Source organism: Roseivirga sp. BDSF3-8, assembly GCF_041449215.1.
Classification (GTDB): Bacteria; Bacteroidota; Bacteroidia; order Cytophagales; family Cyclobacteriaceae; genus JBGNFV01.
The window spans coordinates 4216626-4238734 of sequence record NZ_JBGNFV010000001.1; the positions used below are offsets into that span (position 1 = coordinate 4216626).

17 protein-coding genes are annotated in these 22109 nt (G+C 49.4%); 5 read left to right on the forward strand and 12 right to left on the reverse strand.

Annotated elements, in window-relative coordinates:
* Nucleotides 1-406: 406 nt before the first annotated feature.
* The 6 genes from AB9P05_RS17345 to AB9P05_RS17370 form a co-directional block, all read right to left on the reverse strand.
* Nucleotides 407-1285 carry a response regulator gene (locus AB9P05_RS17345; RefSeq protein ID WP_371910099.1) on the reverse strand — a complete coding sequence of 293 codons (879 nt, stop codon included), beginning with the start codon at nucleotides 1283-1285 and terminating at the stop codon, nucleotides 407-409.
* Nucleotide 1286: 1 nt separating this feature from the next.
* Nucleotides 1287-5852: an AAA family ATPase gene (locus AB9P05_RS17350; RefSeq protein WP_371910100.1), complete on the reverse strand. Its 4566-nt coding sequence runs from the start codon at nucleotides 5850-5852 to the stop codon at nucleotides 1287-1289.
* Nucleotides 5853-5921: 69 nt separating this feature from the next.
* Nucleotides 5922-6932 carry a hypothetical protein gene (locus tag AB9P05_RS17355; protein ID WP_371910101.1) on the reverse strand — a complete coding sequence of 337 codons (1011 nt, stop codon included), beginning with the start codon at nucleotides 6930-6932 and terminating at the stop codon, nucleotides 5922-5924.
* Nucleotides 6926-8773 carry a Dyp-type peroxidase gene (locus AB9P05_RS17360; protein ID WP_371910102.1) on the reverse strand — a complete coding sequence of 616 codons (1848 nt, stop codon included), beginning with the start codon at nucleotides 8771-8773 and terminating at the stop codon, nucleotides 6926-6928. Before AB9P05_RS17360 ends, AB9P05_RS17355 begins: the two co-directional genes overlap by 7 nt.
* Nucleotides 8774-9138: 365 nt before the next feature.
* The gene (locus tag AB9P05_RS17365; protein ID WP_371910103.1) at nucleotides 9139-12111 is read right to left on the reverse strand and encodes a DNA polymerase III subunit alpha; all 2973 of its coding nucleotides are present in this window, start codon (nucleotides 12109-12111) and stop codon (nucleotides 9139-9141) included.
* Nucleotides 12112-12296: 185 nt separating this feature from the next.
* On the reverse strand, nucleotides 12297-12482 hold the full coding sequence (locus AB9P05_RS17370; RefSeq protein WP_371910104.1) for a hypothetical protein: 186 nt from the start codon (nucleotides 12480-12482) through the stop codon (nucleotides 12297-12299).
* 174 nt (nucleotides 12483-12656) lie between these two features.
* Here AB9P05_RS17370 and AB9P05_RS17375 point away from each other — a divergent pair, with 174 nt between their 5' ends.
* A complete protein-coding gene (locus tag AB9P05_RS17375) occupies nucleotides 12657-13382 on the forward strand; it encodes a thioesterase II family protein (RefSeq protein WP_371910105.1) in 726 nt (241 codons plus the stop codon).
* Nucleotides 13383-13438: 56 nt separating this feature from the next.
* Here the strand turns inward: AB9P05_RS17375 and AB9P05_RS17380 are convergent, their stop codons facing one another.
* Both AB9P05_RS17380 and dinB read right to left on the reverse strand, forming a co-directional pair.
* Nucleotides 13439-14266, reverse strand: coding sequence for an XRE family transcriptional regulator (locus AB9P05_RS17380; RefSeq protein ID WP_371910106.1), 828 nt, complete (start codon nucleotides 14264-14266; stop codon nucleotides 13439-13441).
* 175 nt (nucleotides 14267-14441) lie between these two features.
* Nucleotides 14442-15650 (reverse strand): DNA polymerase IV, encoded by a 1209-nt coding sequence (gene dinB / locus AB9P05_RS17385; protein ID WP_371910107.1) that lies wholly within the window; start codon nucleotides 15648-15650, stop codon nucleotides 14442-14444.
* A gap of 139 nt (nucleotides 15651-15789) precedes the next feature.
* Between dinB and AB9P05_RS17390 the strand changes: the two genes are divergently transcribed.
* Nucleotides 15790-16092 (forward strand): hypothetical protein, encoded by a 303-nt coding sequence (locus AB9P05_RS17390; protein WP_371910108.1) that lies wholly within the window; start codon nucleotides 15790-15792, stop codon nucleotides 16090-16092.
* A gap of 67 nt (nucleotides 16093-16159) precedes the next feature.
* Nucleotides 16160-16966 (forward strand): XRE family transcriptional regulator, encoded by an 807-nt coding sequence (locus tag AB9P05_RS17395; RefSeq protein ID WP_371910109.1) that lies wholly within the window; start codon nucleotides 16160-16162, stop codon nucleotides 16964-16966.
* Nucleotides 16967-17120: 154 nt separating this feature from the next.
* On the opposite strand, the gene AB9P05_RS17400 is transcribed toward AB9P05_RS17395, so the two are convergent.
* From AB9P05_RS17400 to AB9P05_RS17415, 4 genes are all read right to left on the reverse strand, one after another.
* Entirely contained in the window at nucleotides 17121-17801 is a 681-nt protein-coding gene (locus AB9P05_RS17400; protein ID WP_371910110.1) for an OmpA family protein, read from the reverse strand.
* Between the two features lie 85 nt (nucleotides 17802-17886).
* The gene (locus tag AB9P05_RS17405; RefSeq protein ID WP_371910111.1) at nucleotides 17887-18684 is read right to left on the reverse strand and encodes a hypothetical protein; all 798 of its coding nucleotides are present in this window, start codon (nucleotides 18682-18684) and stop codon (nucleotides 17887-17889) included.
* Between the two features lie 54 nt (nucleotides 18685-18738).
* On the reverse strand, nucleotides 18739-19185 hold the full coding sequence (locus AB9P05_RS17410; protein WP_371910112.1) for a DUF2141 domain-containing protein: 447 nt from the start codon (nucleotides 19183-19185) through the stop codon (nucleotides 18739-18741).
* Complete coding sequence (locus tag AB9P05_RS17415; protein ID WP_371910113.1) at nucleotides 19182-20303, reverse strand: AMP-binding protein; 1122 nt, start codon at nucleotides 20301-20303, stop codon at nucleotides 19182-19184. Before AB9P05_RS17415 ends, AB9P05_RS17410 begins: the two co-directional genes overlap by 4 nt.
* A gap of 165 nt (nucleotides 20304-20468) precedes the next feature.
* On the opposite strand from AB9P05_RS17415, the gene AB9P05_RS17420 reads away from it, so the two are divergent.
* Both AB9P05_RS17420 and AB9P05_RS17425 read left to right on the forward strand, forming a co-directional pair.
* The gene (locus tag AB9P05_RS17420) at nucleotides 20469-21038 is read left to right on the forward strand and encodes an RNA polymerase sigma-70 factor (RefSeq protein ID WP_371910114.1); all 570 of its coding nucleotides are present in this window, start codon (nucleotides 20469-20471) and stop codon (nucleotides 21036-21038) included.
* Between the two features lie 67 nt (nucleotides 21039-21105).
* Nucleotides 21106-22104 carry a FecR family protein gene (locus tag AB9P05_RS17425; RefSeq protein ID WP_371910115.1) on the forward strand — a complete coding sequence of 333 codons (999 nt, stop codon included), beginning with the start codon at nucleotides 21106-21108 and terminating at the stop codon, nucleotides 22102-22104.
* The last annotated feature ends 5 nt before the right edge of the window (nucleotides 22105-22109 follow it).

Sequence of the window (22109 nt, forward strand, 5' to 3'; positions counted from 1 at the left end):
CCAGCGGCAGGATAGTTTCATTGATCAATATTAGAATGTCAGTATGTATATTATAAAAGGAATTATTCATTTTTGAGTGCGCCGTATGGTCAGGAGCAGACGGTGAATCAGCCATTCAAATTGCCGGCTCCCGTACCCATAAGGCGTTTCACACTGGTTGTTAGGTTGTGTAGCGGTTTCTGTAATGTAAAAGTAGGGGGTACCACTGGTTATACACAGGCCCGGGCATAGACCCGGTATATACGGCCGCATAGACAAAGTGTAGACCAGATGGATGCTATGCGGTGGGTGATTTTGATAAAGTGCTGGTGTTTAGATGATTAATTGTCTTTTGAAATGAAAAGAGGGCGACAAAATGATTATTTGCCGCCCTCTTTGTTTACGTTTTCTGCTGTAAATAAGGTGCCTATACCGAGCTATTGAGGTACTCTGTAAGGTCTACCTCTTTTGATAGTCCGAGCTTCTTTTTGATCCTGTACTTTTGCGTGCGTATGGTTTCCGGTGTCACATGCCGCAGGTCAGCAATTTCATGTGTGGTCATGTGTATCTTCATATAGCTGCACAGGCGCAGGTCCTGCGCCGATAGCTGCGGAAACTGCTTTTCTATTGTCTGTAGAAATTTCGGGTGGCTTTTTTCAAAGTACTGCTTGAACTCTTCCCACTGGCTGGTGTCCCGTGTATTTTGCTCTATCTGCTTTATCACGCGCTTCAGACTCATAGCCACTACCCCTGTAGCTGTATTCGCAATCTTTTTCAGCTCGGTATTAATTTCCAGCAGTGCCTCATTCTTCTGCTGGGCTTCCATAACCTTTATGCTAAGCTCACGGTCTTTTTGCTGCCTGAGCTGCTGGTGCTGGTCGCGAATCTCCTGGTTCTGGGACTGTATTGTATGAATAGCATGTTGTATGGTCAGGGCAGACTTCACACGTGCCCACAGCTCTATTTTATTGATAGGTTTGCGCAGGTAGTCCATTGCACCGAAGTCCATGGCCTGTTTCAGGTCTTCGGACTCTGTGTATACCCCCGTAATCATGATCACGGGGGTGTCTTTCAGGTAAGCATCCTGCTTTATCCTTTTCAGTAATTCCAGGCCTGTCCATTCGGGCATGTCCCAGTCCGTTATGATAATGTCCGGCTTGGTAATATGCGCCACTTCCAGTGCAGAGGGGCCACTGCGGGCCGTAAGAAGCTGAAAATCCTGGGGCCCCGCCTCCAGGTAGCGGGCCAGGTTCAGCAGGTTTTCAGGCTGGTCATCTACCAGCAATATCACACTACCCTGCTCCATATTAAGGTATCATTTTTAGCAGCTCCCTGTACCGAGGCTCATCGCAGGCGTAGGTAGCTTCCTCCACATCACGTATCCACTGGGCAGCAGCTGGGTTTTTGAGGTCCCCTGCTTCGCGCAGCACCTTTAGTATAGCTGTAAGCTGGTTTACCTGCAGGCCGTTCAGCCTGTCAGCATACGGCTTCAGCACCGCCATGGCCTCATCAGGCATGAGGCTTGGCTCGCTGGTATCCTCGCCGTATACAAAACCGCTGTCCTCCTGTGCCTGCTGGCCGGGTACCAGGGGCAGGGTAAACCAGAAGGTATTGCCTTCAGTGTCTGAGGTAGCTCCTATCTCACCCTGATGGCTTTCCACTGCCAGCTTACAATAGGTAAGCCCCAGCCCCGTGCTGCGGAACCTTCCCGCTCCGGCTTTGGCCTGCGAGTGGTAGGGCTCAAAGATCTTGTCGATTACCTCAGCAGGGATAGGCTTGCCTTTGTCTTTAATAGAAATGCGCAGGAAGTCATCTCCTGCTTTTTCAGAGGTGACCTTTATGTGCTTGGCCTCCGGATTATGCACGATGGCATTATTAATGAGGTTTACCAGTACCCGCACCATCAGGCGTTCATCTGCCAGCACCTTCAGAGATTTATGTCCGGTAACCTGCAGCTTTATGTGGCGGTCGCGTATGATCCAGGCCAGTTGCTCCAGGGCGTTTTCCTTCAGTTTGCCTATTGCGAGCTCTGTCACCTGGGGTTTCATTTCCGGCGATTCCAGGCGGCGGGTCTCCAGTATATCGAGGATCATTTGCTCCATGTAACGGCTAAGCTGGTTGATCTTCTGGTGGGTATCTCCGCTGGGGTCCTGCTCGGACAGCCCGATGATGTTGCTTAGCGGTGACTTGAGGTCATGCGCGATGAGGCCTGTGAGTTTTTCCTTAAACTCATTGAGGGCGGCCAGTTCCTGGTTAGTCACCTGCAGCTCATGTGTACGCAGGGCCACTTTGGCCTCCAGGGTACTGTACATGCCGGCATTGCGGATGGAGGTGGTGATCTGGGCGCTCAGCAGGGTCAGTATCTCCAGACGGTCACGGGTGAAGGCGTAGGTCTGGCTGTTGTTTTCCAGGTACAGCACGCCCATAACGTCTCCCTGATATATGAGCGGCATACACAGGATAGACCTTGGCTTTTGCTCCTGTATGTAGCGGGTATTTTTGTAGGGCCCTGCCGTTTGCCAGGCATCTCCCAACAGAATGGTTTTTTGGGTGTTGGCCACGGCGTGGACCACTTCCTCACTGAGCCGGTAGGCATCGGGAATAGGTTGGCCGTCATTCAGCGGTATCTCTTCCAGCACCCGCGTGTCGCTTGCCGTATGCACCCCTTCAAGGTACATATCGTCGTCTTTCTGCAGGGCGATGATCACTCTTTCGGCACCGGTATTCTGGCTGATGATCTCCATAAGCCTGCGCAGCAGCAGGTCCAGCTTCACCTGCCTGGAAATGGCCAGCGAACTGTCCATTAGGGCTTTCACGTCGAGGTCTATCGATTGGGTAGGGGACAGGCTTACCTCTTTGCCTTCCTCATGGGCAGCCACTATCTGGTTACGGCTGCCCTGCAGTTTCCTGGTCAGTACCTCTTCTGCCTTGCCGGTGGCTCCGCACTGTTTATAGTGATGATATGCCTCTATGTAGTGCCCCTTTGCCAGATGCAGTCCGTCTGATGCTGCCAGCGTACCGGCCTGCTCATAAGCCATGGCCGCCAGTAAGGTGTGGCCGTTGAGCTGAGCATGCTTTATTGTCTGCATCAGTCCGGCATAGGCCTGGCCGGTATCGCCCGCGGTCATATGCTGCATTGCGACGGCGAGGTGGTGATATCCGGCAAAGTTATCCGGATTAATTTCCGCATACATGGCGAGCCTCTCCATGCTCAGCTTTAGCTTTTCCTCTTTGTCAAAGTGCTCTTTGTTGGTTAGTTTGCTATGGCACAGGGCTATTGCCTGGTCAAAATGAAAACTGACATTATGCAACTGTCCGCCGCAGGCACCGAACTCTACCAGGGCCTGGTAGTTAGCTTCCGAGACTTCCAATGCCTTTTCGTAATCTCCGGCCAGCACATACAGCCGTGACAACACCGTCAGGGCTACTGATGAGATCATCGGGTTGGACTCTTTTGCCTCAGCCAGGACCTTTTCGGCTTTATCCGGTACTACCCCTGTTTCCAGGAGGTATTCGTTAACTACTGAAATGGCCTCGTCAGGTAAGAATCCGAATATCTGCTGGGCCTCTGGCTTTTGATATTCCATGAAAAACCTCCTGTAGAGGTCTGAGGTCTCCTGCAGGTCTGCACCATGCATGAGTCCTACCAGGAAGGTATTGAAGAGCGTACCTGCGGCCCATATCCATTCACCATACTTGACAAGACCGGGGTAGCTGTCCTCCATCACCTGCATGGTTTCTTGGTAGGAATGGTTCCAGGCCAGGCAGTGCGCATACACGAGAGAAAGGGCTCTGTTCTTGTATACAGGGTGATTAAACCGTTCTGCCAGTTTTTCTGTCAGCTCTCCGTATTTAAAAGCCACCCCGAAGTTGTGCATGGAGGTATACACCATGGCTACGAACGAGTAGGCATCTGTGGTGGGGGCTGAAATGCCTCTGTCAAGGCTGGTGTGTGCCCATAAAAAGGTGTAATAGGCAATGTCCTGGGGACTTACATTATAGGCATATACGCACAGTTGGTTAAAGAGAGTATTAACAATCTCGTCCTTTTCATCACTGATGTGCAGTTTCTCGAACCGGGCGATGGTTCCGGGGTCAGACAGGGATTGTACCAGGGCCTGCATGCCTTCACCCCTGGCCTCTGGTGTGGTGGCCACTGGTATGCCGGCCTTTTCCAGTGCCAGGCGTGCATACTCGTAGCCCTTGTCGTATTCCTTAAAGTAGAGCTGCAGCAGACTGTATACCTGAAGCAGGCGTAGCTCATCGTAGTCGCCTATAGGCTGGCTCTTCAGTTGCTCAAACAGTTTTGAACAGGTAGGCAGGTCTTTATTATACCCGGCACTTTCCAGCGCGCAGAGGTGGTATTCCAGGGTTTCCTCATAGGCGTGCTGCCAGTCATCAGGGCCAAAGTGGGCGAGGGAGCGCTGCAGGTAAGCATCTGCCTGTGCATAGGCTGTGGTGGCCAGGGCCTGTTTTCCGGCTTTGTAGTGGTACCTGCGGAAAGCCAGCTTGTCCTCGTCTGTTTCTGGTAAGCCTGCCAGCCCCAGATGATTGGCTACCAGGTAATTTATCGATGGCGATTGTTCACTCTGCTCCATTAGCTGACGGGCTATGGCCAGGTGGTAGTGGCCTTTTTGCTCATCGGTGAGGGATTCGTATAGGGCACGCTGTATCTGGTCATGGGCAATACCGTATTCAGGGGCAGCCTGAAAAGCATTTTTTGGCAGGACAAATTCCTGGCGGGTAGCCTTTTCCAGGGCTGTGTCCACTTCTTTCAGCCTATATCCGGTAAGCTTAGCAAGCAGTGCGGCATCAAAGGTAGTGCCCAGGCAGGCAGCCCATTGCAACAGGGTGAGCGTGGTCTCGTTAAGGGCGTTAAGCCTTCTTTTCAGTGCAGGTACAAGGTTTTCCGTACCAGGTTGCCCCTCTATTTCTTTATCCTTCCACTCCCATGGCAAGGGGGCTTTATGCTTATAAAGTAATTCGTTGTCCATTAATAGCTGGTAAAATTGATTAAGGTAAAATGGGTTACCCAGTGTTTTTCTCCACACAATGTCTCCCAGTTCACCGGCTCTGTTTATGCCATGGTTTGATTGGTTTAATAGCCAATCGGTTACCGTTTCTTTAGAAAAAGCATCGAGAGTGATGTGCTGCCCGGTGTCTTCATGCTTTTTCACAAGCTCCTTGAGGTTCTGTACCGCATACGGGCCGGCAGCTTCCTCATTGCGGAAAGAGCCGGTAAATAGTACGGGCACCTTGTTGAGTTCCAGCCATAAGGTCTGCAGTACGGAAAGCGAGCTTTCGTCTGCCCACTGCAGGTCATCTACAAATATCACGAGGGCTTCACACGAGCGTGCCATGCTGTGAAATAGTGCCAGAAAGGCCTCTCTGATCTGCGTCTCATTGACAGTAGGCCGGTCGGATCTTTCTTTTTCCGACAGGGAGTTCAGCAATTGGGAATCAGGCAGCAATACTTGCAAAAGGGGCAGGTGGGGCTTTAAGTCCTGTGCCCATTTTGTGCGTATCTCCCGGAAGGCAGAGGCTTTTCTTGCTGCAATCCGGTGCTCAAATTGGCCGATGAGCTGTACGATCGCCTGAAAGGGCTGTCCCTGGCTGTATTGGTAAAATTTGCCCTCAAGAAAGAAAACGTCCTGCGGTAATTCGCTTTGGAGGTGGTGCACAAGGGTGGTTTTTCCCGTGCCACTGGCCCCTTCTATCAGTACCAGATGGCTGCTGCTGGTGGTGCGAGAAGCCAGGTAAGCATCATGCAGCTGCCTGGCGGCCTGTTCTCTGCCTAGCAGGCTTCCCTGTTCGGTTTTTTCAGATAGATTTTCAGTGGAATGGGGAGACGGAGGCGTATTTTCAAATCTCATAATAAATTATTCGGGCCTGAGCCCGTGACAAATACCGGCTGATTCAGAATTTGTCCTAAAAATAAGAATCTATTGATATGGATTAGCTATTTGTCTGAAATAAGCTTTGCTGCTTAATCGCTCATTTTCTGCATGATACAGTACTTTAATAGCCAGTAAATGAACGACAGCTCCTTCTTTTTCCACTCCCTTTGTGTTCTGCAATAAGCTGAGTGCCTCACTATATCGTTCATCCTGACAAAGCCTCCCGGCAGTATACACTTCTTGTAGCAAATCAATGGCGCGGTGGGGGCTCAGATGACTGAAGCAGTGTATGGCTCTGTCGGCCTCAACGCCTTTCTCCCCAAGATTGAACTCCAGCCGTACAGGCCCGGTATAAGCGGTTATCAGCCGCTTTGCCAATGAGGCAAATTTACCTGACAACTCTGTATCGGGTAGCTCATTGGTGAATCGTTTAACAGTTTCTGCACCTTCGGCCCCGGCAAGTAGCCGGCACTGGTTTCCCGGATTGCGCGAAAGCATGTAGGAGAAGGTACACCCGAGAGCTGCGACATTATATTCCGAAATAAGGCGCTTCAGGGCAGGTGCTGTTTTGGCTAGGTCAAGTGGCAGGCAGGCAGCCAGTTTTTCTATTGACCCAAATAAGTCCTCCGGGGATATGCCTCTTCTGAAACCGGCTACGAGGCTGGGGACGGGGTACTTATTATTGTCATTGTGCCCGGCGATGTCAAATTCCAGCCAGAGGTGTTCCATGTACTCAAAGTCACGGGGGCGATTAACCCAGGCGTGTGCAAGGTTGTCTAATGCGGTATGCACCCCCTTGCTATAAAGCCCCTCTGTTGTGCATACCCAACGGAGAAACGCGTCTCTCTCCCGGGGCCGGTTTGCTATCAGCACGGAAAGGTCGATGCGTGGCCGGTGAGATGACAGGTGCAGTTCGTATACCTGCACGGCAGATAGAAAAGGGGCCAGGGCGGCAGGCATTGCCTGTAACCGCCCTCTGGCTTCTTCTTCTAGCAGATTTACTACCTGTACAGGAAGCACGTCTGCGCCATTATGACCTTCAGGTGTATCTACCACCCCATCAGGAAGTATGGGTCAAACAATACGGAAGCTGTTACCAGGCTCAACTCATTATACTTCCTGAATTCGTCCAGCGAAAGTTGCCTGATCTGCTCGTTACTGAGGTGGTTAGGTTTGCCGGATATATCCAGGTATACCATTACGTAGCCATCTTCTATGGTATAAACATCGTTTGTGTTTACCTTCGTTTCAGATAATACAAGGCGTACGGATGCATGCATATGCAATCCCAGCCATTCCTGCAGGCAGCCACGGTAGTCTTCACGGAAGTTCTGCAGGTCTTCATCCGATGTCCACAGCTTGGTGACTACATATTGCAGGCGCTGCAGCATAGGGGTATTGGTGTTTTCCGGTGCGTTTACATCCTTCAGTTCCTTCAGTCCGGGAATGGAAGGAAAGAAAAAGTACTCGCCCCCCACCATTTTGGTGTGCGCATCGAAGCTATGGGTAAAGTAATTTTCTTCGTCAAGGTCAAAAGGCAGGTTGCTATGCACCCCATGTTTGTAGGGGAAGGAGTACCTCTGGCGATAGGGCAGGAGGCCTACTTCCGACTCGGCATATAGCTCCGGGGTGAACTCATAGTCCGATACTTCCGGTTTGTTGCCTATGATGGGATCCACACCGGCCCGGCCTGCAGGTTCCCATGAGATATTGGCCCATCCGGCCTGCAACTTTTCAAACTGGTTTATGATACTGCTCTGAAAACAACCGAACAGCAGTCCGGTAATCGTGCCTCCCGTCTCCTGGTTCATTCCCCGGCGCGTTATCGTTGCCTTTGGGTAATAAGGCTCATTGTCCGGCAGGTTCTTGCGCGGGTTCATTTTTCTTATGTGAGCATGAAAGGGGCATTTTGAGCCGTAGGCATCGTCGCTGAAGTCAAAGGTGTTGTCCTTTGCCCCTTTATTGCCCTCTGGGGTGTCCCGTTTTACTACCGGCGTACCGTCTTTGAAGCGGCCGAAGATGTAGGCGCCTGCGAGATCTATTCCATAAGGATCGTTCTCTTTTTTGTTGGCCTTCAGGTTTATCTGTTTACCTATTTCCTGTATGTCCTTATTGAACCCAAGGGTGTTCAGGTCATATTTTCTGAATACATAATAGCTGCCAAATGTGTGCGGGGCCCGCGTAAGTTCGTCGTTTACCAGTATCTCATCCAGCGAAGTATCGGGATTGAATATTTCCAGCGGATCCTCCAGGCCTGTGGCCTTCTGCTGCTCCTTCAGGTAAGCTTTCTCATCTTTTTTAGTAAAGTAAGGGGAGGAAATACCGTCACGGAAGCCAAAGCCGTTGGTCATTTCTACCTGGCCGTCCTTTTTTTGTACGGATCCCAGTTCGGCTATTACCACCTCGCCTATACCCAGGACGGCCAGTTTTTCTTCCAGTTTCTGCTTCTCTTTCTTCAGTTTTTTGAGCGAATCGTCTGCCAGCACCAGCACGGCATGGAGTGTGTCTGCATAGGCTAGTGACTGATCCTCATCACGATCGCCCAGCAGGTGCCTGCGGCCTTTCATTCCTTTCATATAGGCTATGTCGGAGGGTATAGACCTGAGGTGCAGGTAGGAATAGCCTTGTGCTGACAGTCCGAAGGTGGTAAACAGGCCTCCATCATGTTTTTTGTCTTTCTTTCTCTTCTTACCATCCTGTATCTGGTCTTCGGTAGAGGTTATAGTGGGTACAATATCTTCCCTGATCCACTTTTTGACTTCACGCTGTCGCCATTCTCTAAACTTCAGGAAGATGTGGTATCCATACTGCCTGCCGTGAAATTTCAGTATGTTTCCCTGCAGGTTTTCGTATATCTCTTTGGTCTCGGTTATGTGTTTGTTTTCGCCGCTAATCATAGCCACATATTAGTTTATTAATAAAATCAGCTATCAATCTTGCGAAAATTTACCTGTCTGCCAATTGGCTGATGCTGAGGCTATGTAAGGAAGTACTTTACTTAGTGGGTTTAATCAAATTAGTTCTAATGCAGTGTATTTGGCTGACAAATAGAGGTTTATTGATAAAATGCTTAATCTTATTTGTTTTAGGGTTATGGGCTGAGTAAAGTCAGACTTGTCGTAATATGACTCCTCATATCAGTGGAGTAAATCGGTAAATTCCTGCCATCGTACAATTGCGTAATTTTTTCATGCAGAAAGTCATAAATCTACTTTTCCGGTAAAAAGTGCTAAGTATAGCTTAAAGCCTGATATATCTCTATCTATACCTCCTGCTGGCCTTCCAGTATTTTTTCTCTGTGCACCATGGGCAATTTGGCCATGTAGCTTACCTCTATCATGGGGTAACCAAAGTCTTCTACCACGCGGCCGCGTATGCGGTAAAAGCCACGACCGCGGAAGGGGTACTTGTCCACACTGTTGGGAAAGTGCGTGGTATCAAAGACATTGCCCTCGTGGTCCAGAAAGGTGCCGAAGTGCATCAGCTTGCCGTCCTTGGTGCGGGTGTTTTTCGTGGTGACGAGGTAGCCGGTCAGCTCCACCCGTTTCTTAAGCTTTTTCATCAGGTTTTCGGCTGTGGTGTCGCCCATATACTGGTCTTCCAGCAGCAGGAAAGGGTCGCAGAGCGTAAAGCCGAGCAGCTCTATTTCGTCAAAGGCATTCATGAGGGGGTGGGCATTCAGTGAGGGTAACTGCCACTTCCTTGCGGAGGTATCGAAGAGCATGGGTACATGGGCCTTTTGCCGTGGCTTGTTAAAGAAGAGGTGCGCCTCCCATAGCAATTCATTTTTCTGCTTGCCGGTAAAGCGGAAACCATTCACACGTATCAGTACCAGTAGCTGCTCGAGGCCTATAGGTATGCGCCGCACAAAATCCTCCAGGTTACGGTACGGGCCGTTCTTCTGGCGTTCCGCCCCGATAGACTGGCCTATACGCGTCTCCAGATTTTTGAGGTGAATGAACCCCAGCCATATAGTATGGCCTGAGATATCTGTGAGGTAGTCGCTCGTATTTACACACGGTGCCTCAATAGTGGCTCCGGCCATGCGGGCCTCGTGCACATAAAACTCCGTTTTATAAAAGCCCCCGAAGTTATTGATTACGCCCACCATAAACTCCAGCGGGTAGTGAGCCTTGAGATAGAGGCTCTGGTAGCTCTCCACCGCAAAGCTGGCTGAGTGGGCCTTGGAGAAAGAGTAACCTGAAAAGCTCTCTATCTGCCTCCATACCTCTTTGGCAATCTCTTCCGGGTGGCCTTTTTCGCGGCAATTATCAAAAAAAGCCTGCTCCACCCGCTTAAATTCTTTACGGCTTCTGAACTTGCCACTCATGCCCCGCCTCAGTATATCGGCCTCGCCCAGGTCCAGGCCGGCAAAGTGGTGCGCTACTTTCAGCACATCCTCCTGGTATACCATCACCCCGTGGCTCTCTTTCATGAGTTCTTCCATCTTCGGATGTATGTACTCAAAGTCGTCCGGGTGGTGGTGGCGGTGTATATATTCCCTCATCATGCCCGACCGGGCGACGCCCGGCCGGATGATGGAGCTGGCCGCTACCAGTGTGAGGTAGTCCTCACACTGCAGCTTACCCAGCAGCATGCGCATAGCGGGGCTTTCCACATAAAAACAGCCCATAGTCTGCCCCTTGCGCAATAGCTCTTTTATCTTTTCGTCCTGCTTGAATTCCTTTACGCGGGTGATGTCCACCTCTTCCCGGCGATTCGCCTGCACCACATTCACCGTATCTTTGATGTGGCCCAATCCCCGCTGGCTGAGTACGTCATACTTATGTATGCCGATATCCTCTGCCGCCAGCATATCAAAGTGCGTGATCGGAAACCCCTTTGGGGGCAGGTCTGTAGCTGTGTAGGCATATATGGGTTCGTCTGTGATCACGATACCCCCCGCATGTATGGACAGATTGGCCGGCATGGCTACCAGCCGTTCGCCGTAGCGAAACATGAGGCGTGTGATCTCGTCCCGGTCGTGCATCTCTTCCGGGTAGGCCACCACCTTATCTATCTCACTTTTAGGCAGGCCGAATACCTTACCTAATTCCCGCAGCACCGAGCGGTCCTGGAAGGTATTGTATGTAGCCAGCAAGGCTGTGTGCTGTTGGCCATGCCGCTCGAATACGTGATGGATGACCTCGTCCCGTTCCTTCCAGCTAAAGTCTATGTCGAAGTCCGGGGGTGAGGTACGGTAAGGGTTCAGAAAGCGCTCGAAGTACAGGTCCAGCTCTATCGGGTCTACATCCGTAATGCCCATACAGTAAGCCACCAGGCTGTTTGCCCCGCTGCCCCGTCCCACATGGGCAAAGTTGCGATGCTTTGCATACTGGACTATATCGTGTGTGATAAGGAAGTACGCCTCAAAGTTATGCTGACTTATCACCTCCAGTTCGCGGTGCAAACGGGACATGGCGTAGCTGTCGTACTGTTCGTAGCGCCTGGTAAAACCGTCGAGCGCCAACTGGCGCAGACGGTTATAGTCCTCCTTCTTGCTGGTTCCGAAGACCTTTTTGTTTTTGCTCTCTCCCAGTGTGAAGTCCAGACGGCACTCCTCTACCATCTCCTGCGTACGCGCTATGATCTGGGGGTATTGCCAGTAGTACTGCATTAGCTCCTCCTGCGGATGCATCACCTCGTCCTGCGAGGCCTGCCGGCTCTCTGGCAGCCTGCTCAGCAACAGGTTGCAGTCTATGGCGCGCAGCAGGCGATGCAGGTTAAAGCCTGCCTTGTCCCGGAAGGTCACCGGCTGCAGCGCTACCAGTTTATGTACGTAGCTGCGCAGGGGAGAGGCTGTAAGCCTGTTTACCTCCCGCGGCCGGATGCCGATGTACTCGTTTTCGTACAACTCATCCGGCGCGGGATGCCGCTGCATTGGGTATATCACATAGCAGTGGTTGAAAAGAGGCGCGCGGCTTGGTAAAGGCTTATCAGTAAGGTTATAATGGCTCAGGTAGCGGTTAGCTTCTTCAAATCCCCCGTTGTTCCGCGCAACGACGATATACAACATGTCGTCATTGCGGCGGAACTCTATACCGGCTGCAATCTGCAAGTCAAACTCCGTCCTGTTCTCCTCACAGATCCGCAGCAATTCGATATAGGCCGAGGTATTGTGTATGTCAGTCACCACCAGTTTGCGAATGCCATGACGCTTAGCTTCCATATACAGCTGCTCCGGTGAGAGCGTACCGTATTTGAGGCTGAAGTACGTATGACAATTAAGGTACATTTGCGTCTGATTTGCTAACTGATGACAATGCAAACATAGTTAGCCAAAGCGAGACCAACAACTAAAAAAGATAGTAAATACTAATATAATTTGCATTTATTCCTAATCCGGGATAGCATATGAATCAGACGTATATGGTATCCGCTGCAGAGGCCCGGAAACATAAAATATACAGGTGGCGGATCTTAGCGTGACCGGGGAGGCCTGTGACTGGGTAGGAGACGGATGGCCAGCAAGATAAGCCCTACTGATAGCACAATCTCAAAAATGGCCCATCCCCAGTAACCCAGTACGAAACCCAGGTAATAAAGGACGGCTACAGATGCCAGTACGATCACCAGCAGAATAAATACGCGGATAAAATCTTTCATGATCAGTTTTTTGATGTTAACTGATTAATTGCTAGCCTGTTGGGTTTTGACAAATTTGGATTTAATCCTTCATTTCTAAACGAAAGATTATTATACCCGTTCCTAATAGTATGGCAGCCGATAGAAGATTTTTTTGCTGCGACAACCATTTTTTTGATTTATGATGTAGATGCAATGAAGAAAAAAATACCAGTCTTCTGTATTCCTTTTGCAGGAGGCAGTGCCTATTCTTTTTCAGCCTGGAAAAATGTAACACCCAGAGGCCTTGAGTTTAAAGGCCTCGAACTCCCCGGTCACGGTAAGCGAATCCGTGAACCCCTCCTTACCCACTATGAAGATATGGTGGACGATCTGCTGGACCAGATCGAAATACCTATAGATATGCCTTACGTGATATATGGCCATAGCCTTGGCGCTATGCTTGCCTATCATGTGGTGCAGAGGCTGCAGGAGCGGGGATATAAGCTGCCCATGTATCTGGTAGTAAGTGGCCGCAGGGGACCCTCAGTAGAACTTACTAACAGGAGTAAGTACCAGTTGCCCCAGAAGGAGTTTTATAATATGCTGAAGCGTGAGAACGGCGCTCCGCGTGAGGTGCTGGAAGACCCTGAGATGATGACGTACTTCGAGCCTATTTTACGGGCAGATTACAAGGCCTCCGAAACGTATGAGCATCCGGATATGCCCATGCTGAGAGTGCCGATACTGGCTATGGCGGGCGATGATGAAGAAGCTACGCTGACTGAAGTAAAGGCTTGGCAGGCAGAAACATCTACCCCTATTGTAGTAAAGCAGTTTCCCGGACATCACTTCTTTATATTTGAGAATAAAGAAAAAGTAATGAGGCTTATGGCTAACACGCTACAGCATGAGCTGAGCGCACGCCATCCGGAGTTATAGACAGATAATATTCAGAGAGAAAGCGGCCTGTCGGGAAAAACCTCCCGGCAGGCCGTTTATGTTTTATCCGCTGATTTCTTCAGCTCCATCACCTCAGTGCGTAGCTCGTCTACCTGCGTTTTCATACCTAATATGGTTTTCATCAGGCTGGCCGGATTAGAAGCTATATTCAGGCTTATCTTCATGCGGAGATGCCACATTTCGGCCACATCTTTGAAAGGGACCTCTTTAGAAGGGTAGTTATCATTGTCCGGCGTAAGCAGGAGTATCTGCTTGTCCGGGTGCAGCCGCACGCGTCGTATAAGCACTTCGTCATCTGTCACTACTATGTGCACATGACCTTCCTTTAGTGCCCGGGGCCAGGTATCATAACGGCGCCCCATGGCGTAGTCAAATGGCATCAGTGTGCCGGACATGCTATCGTCTTCCACCTGGAACATCCGCTGCTCGCCCATGCTCGTGATTTCTTCCGGAAGGCTCACCTGGGGGAGCTTATGCAGGAAATCTTCATGGTCGCTCAGTTTAGGATACACATTCATAGCATCCATATTTACCAGCAGTATGGCCTGGTGGTCTTTATCCGGGCGTACGGCATCCGGCTTAAACATTTTGTCTTCCATTGCCTGTGACTGACCGGAAGTGGTCCGGTACTTATACTGTTCCAGGTAAAAGCCGTCGCCCTCCTCATTATCGTCGAATAGCCAGTTTAAGTCTATTCCTTTCTCATTCAGAAAGCGAATGTACTTTATAGGGATAAAGGTTTTCTTTCCATTTTCCAGCAGGCTTACGTCTCGTTGCGTTATACCCGTCTGTTCGGCCATCTGTACTTGTTTCAGACCGATTATCTTCCTGATTGCCCTTAGCTTGTTGAAGATCTCTGACATTGTAATCCGTTGCTTATTATACGTTTAGATCGATGGTTAGCTTCCGGTTATTAGCTTATTATATGTTTTTTTCCAGCTTATTTACGTGCATAGCCGGATTTAAACAGTCAAGATATGGATTTTCATTTGATTTAAATGAAAGTTTCTGCTCCATTCTTTCTTTTTGGCACGTACGTTAAATCACGTCGCCGGTAAAAACCGGAGTTTGAAAGCGCATGCGGTTTCCCGCCTCCGCCGTCACGGCTCTGCACACTGCGTCAGGGCCGTACCTGTACTTTATACTGTCCAGTGCCTGGTGCAACCGTATGTTTTCTTCTGTCTCTTCAAACAGATGTATCTGATGCTGCCCGTGTACCAGGCTGCTTACTCTTACCCCCAGCAGCCGTATTAGCATGCGGCGGTTATACAGTTTATCAAATAGCTCCAGCGCATGAGCTATCAGCAGATCGTCAGAAGAAGTGTAGGGTATGCGAAGCTGCCTCGAGACGGTGTCGAAATTGCTGTAGCGAAGCTTTACCGTCAGACAGGAGGTCAGCTTTTTCTGTTCCCGCATCTTAAACCCTATCTTCTCCACCATGCCGATAAGCGAGGCCTTCAGCTTTTGCACGTCTATGGTATCCGTACTGAATGTATGCTCAGTAGAGATAGACTTACGTTCGCTGTAGGGCTCCACCGGAGAGTCGTCTATACCATGGGCCCTCTTTTTTAGTACAGGTCCCATATTTCCAAATACTGCCCGCAGCATCTCGTCTGGCATTTCGCGTAGCGTTGCCACTTTTACTATGCCCATTTCATTCAGCAACCGGGCTGTTTTTTTACCTATCAGCGGGATTTTTTTTACCGGCAGCGGGGCCAGAAAGTCCCCCTCCGTACCGTGTACGATCTCCCGCTGTCCGTTTGGCTTGCACTCACCTGTAGCGATCTTGGAGACCATCTTATTGCCAGATAGCCCCATGGAGATGGTAAGGCCGCTCTCTTTCATGATGGTTTGCCTTAGCTCCGTGCCCCATTTGTAGCAGCCAAAGAACCGGTCCATGCCTGATACGTCCAGGTAAAACTCATCGATAGACGATTTCTCAAACAAAGGCGCCTTATCGCTGATGATCTCTGTGATCAAGTGAGAATAGCGGCTGTAGGCTTCCATGTCCCCCTTTATCACGATGGCATCAGGGCAAAGCTGGAGAGCCATCTTTACGGGCATGGCCGAATGTACACCAAAGTGCCGGGCCTCGTAGCTGCAGGAAGCCACCACGCCCCGGTCTCCCGTACCCCCTATAATAAGAGGCTTGTGCTTCAGACGATTATCTCTCAGGCATTCTACTGATACAAAAAAGGCATCCAAATCCATGTGGATCACCGACCGGTTAGCCTCTGCATTCATCATTCTTCTCCTCCCTCATTACTAATTCTATATGCTAATAAACCCCTGCATTTGCCTTTGGTTGTTCTTTTTACTAAATTTATAAGCAAATATACTAAAAATGGTAGCCAAGCCAAGGTGTAATACTAAAAAAATTGACAAAATGAGAAGCGAAATGAACAGGCCCGACGGCTATAATCTTAAGCTAAAACCTAAGAAGCTTTCTTCCGGACGGTGCCAGGTGAGGTTTGAAGTGCAGACCGGAAAAAGCGGTGCGACACCTATATATAATGCGGCATATGGGTATTACCTGGCTGAGCCGGGTGCTACGCTCAAGGAAGTAGTGGAAGCGATACAGCAAAAACTGGGGGATGCAGAGGATAAAGACCGGCTATATCATGATAATCTCTACCATCTGCAGCGAAAATCTGCACCGCACACCGATTTTATTCTCTTTACCAGTTGATTTTTGCCAAAAATACACGCAATATTGCTAAACAAATTGGTGTATGTCAACACGCTACTACTAAATTATGGGTTTGGTAAACGAAAATATTAAATGGCTCCGTAAGAAAGAGCGCCTCACACAGGAACAGCTTGCTGAAAAAATTGGTATAAAGCGTTCGTTGCTAGGTGCTTACGAAGAGGGTAGGGCCGACCCCAGGCTAAATAATCTGCTGAATATCGCAAGGCAGTTTGACGTCTCTGTAGATACCCTCCTTACAAAAGATGTCAGCCGCATGTCGGAAGATCAGTTAAAAGCCCACTCGTCTACAGGCACCGGTATCACTGATAATTTCCGAGTACTCTCTATCACTGTCGATAGCGAGGACCGGGAGAATATCGAGCTTGTCCCGCAAAAAGCCGCCGCCGGTTATCTCAATGGCTATGCTGATCCTGAGTACCTGGAAGAACTACCCCGTTTCAGACTTCCTAACCTGCCTGGGGGAGCCACCTACCGCGCATTTGAGATAAGCGGTGACAGTATGCTGCCGCTCATGCCAGGCACCATCATAGTAGGTAGTTACGTAGAGAGCCCGGCATCCATTCGTGATGGTAAAACCTATGTGCTCGTTACCCAGCGTGAAGGCGTCGTGTACAAGCGTGTGTACCGTCAGCGTGACGACCGCGGCAAAGAGGACTCTTCCCTCAGGCTCATGAGCGATAACCGCTCCTATGATCCCTATGATGTAGGCCTGGACGAGGTTATTGAACTCTGGGAAGCCAGGGCCTTCATATCCTCTCAGTTTCCTGAGCCGGAAGAAACCGACATGAGTATAGAAAAGCTTACCAACATTGTGCTGAACCTCCAGCAGGAGGTAATGCGCCTCAAGAAATAATGTGGAGGTAGTACCGTTTCCTTTGTATAAAAGGCGTTGGCATGATAAGGCCGTACCGCTCTGCCGGTAAGCCATATTGCATGCGACAAAAAAAGCCTCTCGTCCGTTTGGAGGGGAGGCCTTTGTATTTTTAAGGGCAGATTATTTCGACTTATTAGTCATCAAGCTCACCGTCACGGGCAGCTTCTTTCAGTTCTTCGTTTGCAAAGATAGCTACCTCTACGCGGCGGTTTTGCTGGCGTCCGGCAGCGGATTCATTACTCGCTACTGGCTGAGTTTCACCGTATCCTTTGATCTGGAAACGACCAGGAGTTACACCCAGTGAAGTAGCATAGTTTACTACAGACTCTGCTCTGCGCTGTGACAGGCTCATATTGTAGTCATCGCTACCCGTAGCATCCGTATGACCCTCTACGAGAATGTTTGTATCCTCATACTTTTTAAGCGTCTCGGCCAGCTCTCTGATATTCTCTTTAGCTTCCGGCGTCAGGGTTGATTTATCCACGTCGAACAAAATACCGGAATCGAAGGTAATCTTAATACCCTCACCCACACGCTCCACAGTAGCACCGTCGAGGTCCTCTTCCAGCTCTTCTGCTTGCTTGTCCATGTAAGCACCGATGGCTGAACCAGCTACACCACCTATAGCAGCGCCCAGAATGGCACCGGCTGCTGTATTACCTGCTGCTTTACCAATGGCTGCACCAGCGGCAGCTCCACCGGCCGCGCCGTATACGCCACCTTTGGCAGTCTTGCTCCAGTTAGAGCAGCTACCCAGAAATATCATAATACTCATGCACAGTGATAGTGCAAGAACTCTTTTCCTAACAGTCATGGTCAAAATAATTTAAGTTAAAAGTACCACGAGCGCTTTCAATCGCGCGTTTACCTGTCATTAAGCAAAAAGGCGGCCAAAATGTTTAGAGGCTCTTGAGCGTCTCTATCATGTCCTTAATGGCGTCCCGCTCCGGGTCCGGGTTAGTAGCTCCCTGGCCCAGCTTAAACCAAAACCCATCACCAGGCTGAAGGTATTGACCTGGCTTAGAGGGGGTTTTAGGAGAGGCTTTTTCGTAGTCATAGTCCGGAATATACACCTGGCGCAGCACGGGCTTCACGTTTTCCCAAGACATATCATATTTCTTATTTTCCTTCTTCCCTCCTGCATTTTCCTTGTATTTTTCTACCTGTGCTTTACGCAGATGAAAGATCGGCCGGAGGAGTATTTCCTCCTTCTGTTTTCCAGGGCCCAACTCGAGGTAGCGAACCTCCAGGTAGCGTTCCTTCTCTGCCAGCTCGTAGACACCCTGCACCAGTTCCTGAAGGAAATAGTCCCATAGCTCCGTTTCGGCAGGTACTGCCTTAAAGGTTTCCCCGTCTTTCGTCTTGTAAAAAAGCTGAATATAAGGTTCGGTAAGGGAGGCTGTTTTCTGGTCTTTCGGCCATGAGGTTTTGCTAAGGAGATTAAGTACCTCCCTGCGCCACAGGCCTGGTATTTTGCCATTCCACGCAAAATCATCGTCAGCCGTGAAGCCTTCTTCCGTTATCTCCTGCTCCGTCAGTTCATCACGAAACCGGTAGTTCAGTTCATAGTTGGTTTTTATCTCACCTTTACCGGCAAAAGAGAGCTGAATGCGGTACTCATAGTTATAAGGAGGAGGGATAGACCCTGTATGATATACGGCTTCAAAAAATACGATCTCTTCCTGCACTGAACTCATAAATTCTTTTTTGCCGCAAAATTACGCTTTTCAGGCAGTTTGCCAACACCTCTTTTAATACACTAGGCTAATGCTCAAAGCCTTGGTAGTTGCGTCTAATTGAAAAACGGCATCCTCATAGGAGGGAGGGCCAAACATGGATGCACTGGCATTATTAGACACTCCATAGCCTTCCTTGGGCATGCCTACCATATTGGTATCCATTTTCCCGTTATCATTTTCATCGTGTAGCACAGCGATGGCATAGGCCCCGTAGGGTATATCGTCGATCACCAGTACCGTTTCGGGCGAGGTGGCCTCTATATTTAAGACCTTATAGCCCTTTTCATGCTTGCCTGGAAATCCATCCTCTGAGTTGAACACGACTACCCGGATTTTTCCGTCACCATTTCGCAGATTGCTTACAATCAGGTCTATTTTTCCTTTTTCAGGTGGATTGGCCTCCATGTTAGTAGTCATAAATGCAGACAGGGACAGAAGAATAATTGATAAAAATGTCATCTTGATTCGGTTAATGCCATAGCCGTATCCTTTCGCCGAACCTTTCCTGTTTCTGTTCTTGCGAATTCCGGCACGAAACTAATATTTCTCGGGACCTCATAGGCATCAAGCCTCCGGTGCATTTCACTCCGCAGCTTGTCCAAAATCTGTGCCGTAAGCTTCTTCCCTTCAATAAATAATGCCAGCTTTTCCCCCAGCCTCTCATCAGGTAAACCGATAGTGAAAAAAGCCTCCTGTAACCCCATTTCCACCCAAATCGTATTTAGCTTCCGTTCTATTTTCTCGGGGTGTAGCTTTACTCCACCGGAGTTTATCACATTATCAGCCCGGCCTATCCAGCGAAAACGGCCCGGAGGCTGCAGGTCTATTATGTCATTCGTGGTCACCCACTTTTCTTCCGTTACCGGCCCCTTCACCATCAGGCAGCCTCGCTCATCCGTAGCGAGTTCCATTTCTTCAAAGGCAGTGAAATAGGGGGCTGCCCCCGGGCCATTAATCCTTCTCAGTGCAAAGTGCGATACTGTTTCCGTCATGCCGAAGGTAGCATAGACAGGTGCGGTGACATTTTCCGTCTGCTTCTCCAGGTTCTCATCCATGGGGGCGCCGCCCACTATCACCGCCTTCATTCTATCCAGTACGGCCCGATCTTCCTCCGGCCCGTTTAGTATTCCCTGCAGTTGCATCGGTACAATAGCCGCAAAAGTAACATTCTCCTCCATAGCAGAAAGCGGGGTGGAGGAGGGAGTTCTTACGGCCAGTTTCAGGCCGCCCACCATCGCCCGTACCAGCATCATTATGCCGCCAATGTATGCGGCATTTATACATAGCAGTGCGCTACTGCCTTCTTCTATCCTGAGGGCACTCAGGGTCATGGCTGCGCTATATTTCATGCGTTCCCGGCTCACGCTTATCTTCTTTGGATTGCCTGTGGAGCCCGATGTCTGCACGGTGAAGGTACCTTGACCTATCATCCACTTCCTGCAGAAGTCCAGCGCCAGTTTTTCCTGCTCTGTGAATTCATTTCCGGTGAGCTCAGCCAGCCCGTCTGCATCGTACCACCGTTCCCCAATTTGTAGTTCAAATTCCTGGTTAAGGTCCCCTGTAAATGATTTATCCATACTAATAACTACTCTCCGCTGTCAAAAACGATTATTATATTTAAATGAACTGATTATCTGTTAGGCATGGTTCTGATATGAAAATATTTAGCCTGCCTTTTTCTTTATTTCCATGCATGTTATAACTTTCATGGCATTTGTGCAGAAGAAAGAGCGAAAAATTCAATGTCCCTAAGCCCGAAAGAGATCACTCAGAAGTTAAAAGCTGGCGACAGGAAAGTGTTTGAAGAACTTTTCCGTATGCACTATACCGAGCTTTGCCTCTTTGCCCGCAAATACACCAATGACATGGAGAAGGGGGAAGAGTTAGTGCAGGATCTCTTCGTAAGGCTTTGGGATAAACGGGAAACCATGGAGTTTAATACCTCTGTGAAATCCTACCTCTATACCAGCCTTAAAAACACCTGCCTGAATTACCTTAAGCACCTGAAGGTAAGAGAGAAGTACCAGCAGCATGTAATGCGGGAGTACAAAGAAAGCAATCATCACCTTCATGACCCTATGGTAGAACCAGATTTTGAACTCAGGGTTTATAAGGCGATCGACGAACTGCCCAGGCAGTGCAGGGAGATATTTAAGATGAGCCGCTTTGAAGGCCTTAAGTACAGAGAGATAGCAGACCACCTGGGGGTGAGCATTAAAACTGTTGAAAATCAGATAGGTAAAGCCCTAAGGTTGTTACGTGTAGAGCTTAAAGACCTCATGGCCTTATTAATACTTTGCAGCACATGGTAAAAAAAATCAGCCTCCTGCTAGGGAGAGTCCCCTATACGTTGTCACATAACTGAAAATGAAGCAGCAGATGTCAGAAAATCAATGGGAACTGGTAGGTAGGTACCTTTCAGGAGAAGCCAGTGAAGAGGAGATAAAGCAGGTGGAGTCCCTTATGGAAAGTGACGAATCTTTCCGCAGCTATGTACAAGACAGCCGGTGGGTGTGGAAGAATAGCGAGAAGGTAAGCGAAGCCGGGCAAATCGATGTGGATGCCGCGTGGCAACGGGTTTCATCCCGCCTTTCGGATGCAGACCTGGCTAGTTCGGTAGCCCCCAAAGGCCGTATGGCTTCCATGCCTGTAAGGCTTTCCCGCGTGGCTGCAGCGGTTATCGCACTTGTAATGATTTCGGCCATTGCCTACTTCATGTTCAATCGCTACCCTACAGGTATGGTTGCTTATAACACCGCAGCTTCTGAGATCATTGAGGTGGAATTACCTGACGGTACGCTTGTTACGCTTAATGAAGGTTCATCCCTTTTTTATGATCGCTCTTTCGGGGATAAGACACGCAGTGTTACCCTGGAAGGGGAAGGTTTTTTTGATGTGGTGAGGAATGAACAACTTCCGTTTATTGTTAATACAGAGTCGCTCGATGTGCGTGTTTTAGGTACCAGCTTTGATGTGTATGCCTATGATGACCGCGCAGCCAGTGTAGTTGTAGCTACTGGCAGGGTAGAGGTAGAAGCTGGTGACGAGAGACTTGAACTGGAGCCTGGTGATATGGGTAAGCTTGCTGAAAAAGATGGCTCTCTTACTAAATCCAGAACGGATATAGACGAACTGATCGCTTGGAGAATAAAATCTTTTACTTTTCAGGATGAAAAACTTAGTGCCGTTGTGGAAAAGTTGTCCGAAACGTATCATATGGATGTGAACCTTTCGGAGGAAGCGTTGAAAAACTGCCGACTTTCCGCTACATTTAATAAAAGGACACTTAAAGAAGTCTTACAGATCATCAGCTCCACTCTGAATGTAACAGTGGAAAAGACCCCAAAGGGATATCTGCTCTCCGGCGAGGGTTGCTAACAGAA

Coding starts and splice junctions, on each gene's coding strand:
- AB9P05_RS17345 (WP_371910099.1), bottom strand. CDS start 1,285: ATGGAGCAGGGTAGTGTGATATTGCTGGTAGATGACCAGCCTGAAAAC.
- AB9P05_RS17350 (WP_371910100.1), bottom strand. CDS start 5,852: ATGAGATTTGAAAATACGCCTCCGTCTCCCCATTCCACTGAAAATCTA.
- AB9P05_RS17360 (WP_371910102.1), bottom strand. CDS start 8,773: ATGATTAGCGGCGAAAACAAACACATAACCGAGACCAAAGAGATATAC.
- AB9P05_RS17365 (WP_371910103.1), bottom strand. CDS start 12,111: ATGTACCTTAATTGTCATACGTACTTCAGCCTCAAATACGGTACGCTC.
- AB9P05_RS17370 (WP_371910104.1), bottom strand. CDS start 12,482: ATGAAAGATTTTATCCGCGTATTTATTCTGCTGGTGATCGTACTGGCA.
- AB9P05_RS17375 (WP_371910105.1), top strand. CDS start 12,657: ATGAAGAAAAAAATACCAGTCTTCTGTATTCCTTTTGCAGGAGGCAGT.
- AB9P05_RS17380 (WP_371910106.1), bottom strand. CDS start 14,266: ATGTCAGAGATCTTCAACAAGCTAAGGGCAATCAGGAAGATAATCGGT.
- dinB (WP_371910107.1), bottom strand. CDS start 15,650: ATGATGAATGCAGAGGCTAACCGGTCGGTGATCCACATGGATTTGGAT.
- AB9P05_RS17390 (WP_371910108.1), top strand. CDS start 15,790: ATGAGAAGCGAAATGAACAGGCCCGACGGCTATAATCTTAAGCTAAAA.
- AB9P05_RS17395 (WP_371910109.1), top strand. CDS start 16,160: ATGGGTTTGGTAAACGAAAATATTAAATGGCTCCGTAAGAAAGAGCGC.
- AB9P05_RS17400 (WP_371910110.1), bottom strand. CDS start 17,801: ATGACTGTTAGGAAAAGAGTTCTTGCACTATCACTGTGCATGAGTATT.
- AB9P05_RS17405 (WP_371910111.1), bottom strand. CDS start 18,684: ATGAGTTCAGTGCAGGAAGAGATCGTATTTTTTGAAGCCGTATATCAT.
- AB9P05_RS17410 (WP_371910112.1), bottom strand. CDS start 19,185: ATGACATTTTTATCAATTATTCTTCTGTCCCTGTCTGCATTTATGACT.
- AB9P05_RS17415 (WP_371910113.1), bottom strand. CDS start 20,303: ATGGATAAATCATTTACAGGGGACCTTAACCAGGAATTTGAACTACAA.
- AB9P05_RS17420 (WP_371910114.1), top strand. CDS start 20,469: ATGTCCCTAAGCCCGAAAGAGATCACTCAGAAGTTAAAAGCTGGCGAC.
- AB9P05_RS17425 (WP_371910115.1), top strand. CDS start 21,106: ATGTCAGAAAATCAATGGGAACTGGTAGGTAGGTACCTTTCAGGAGAA.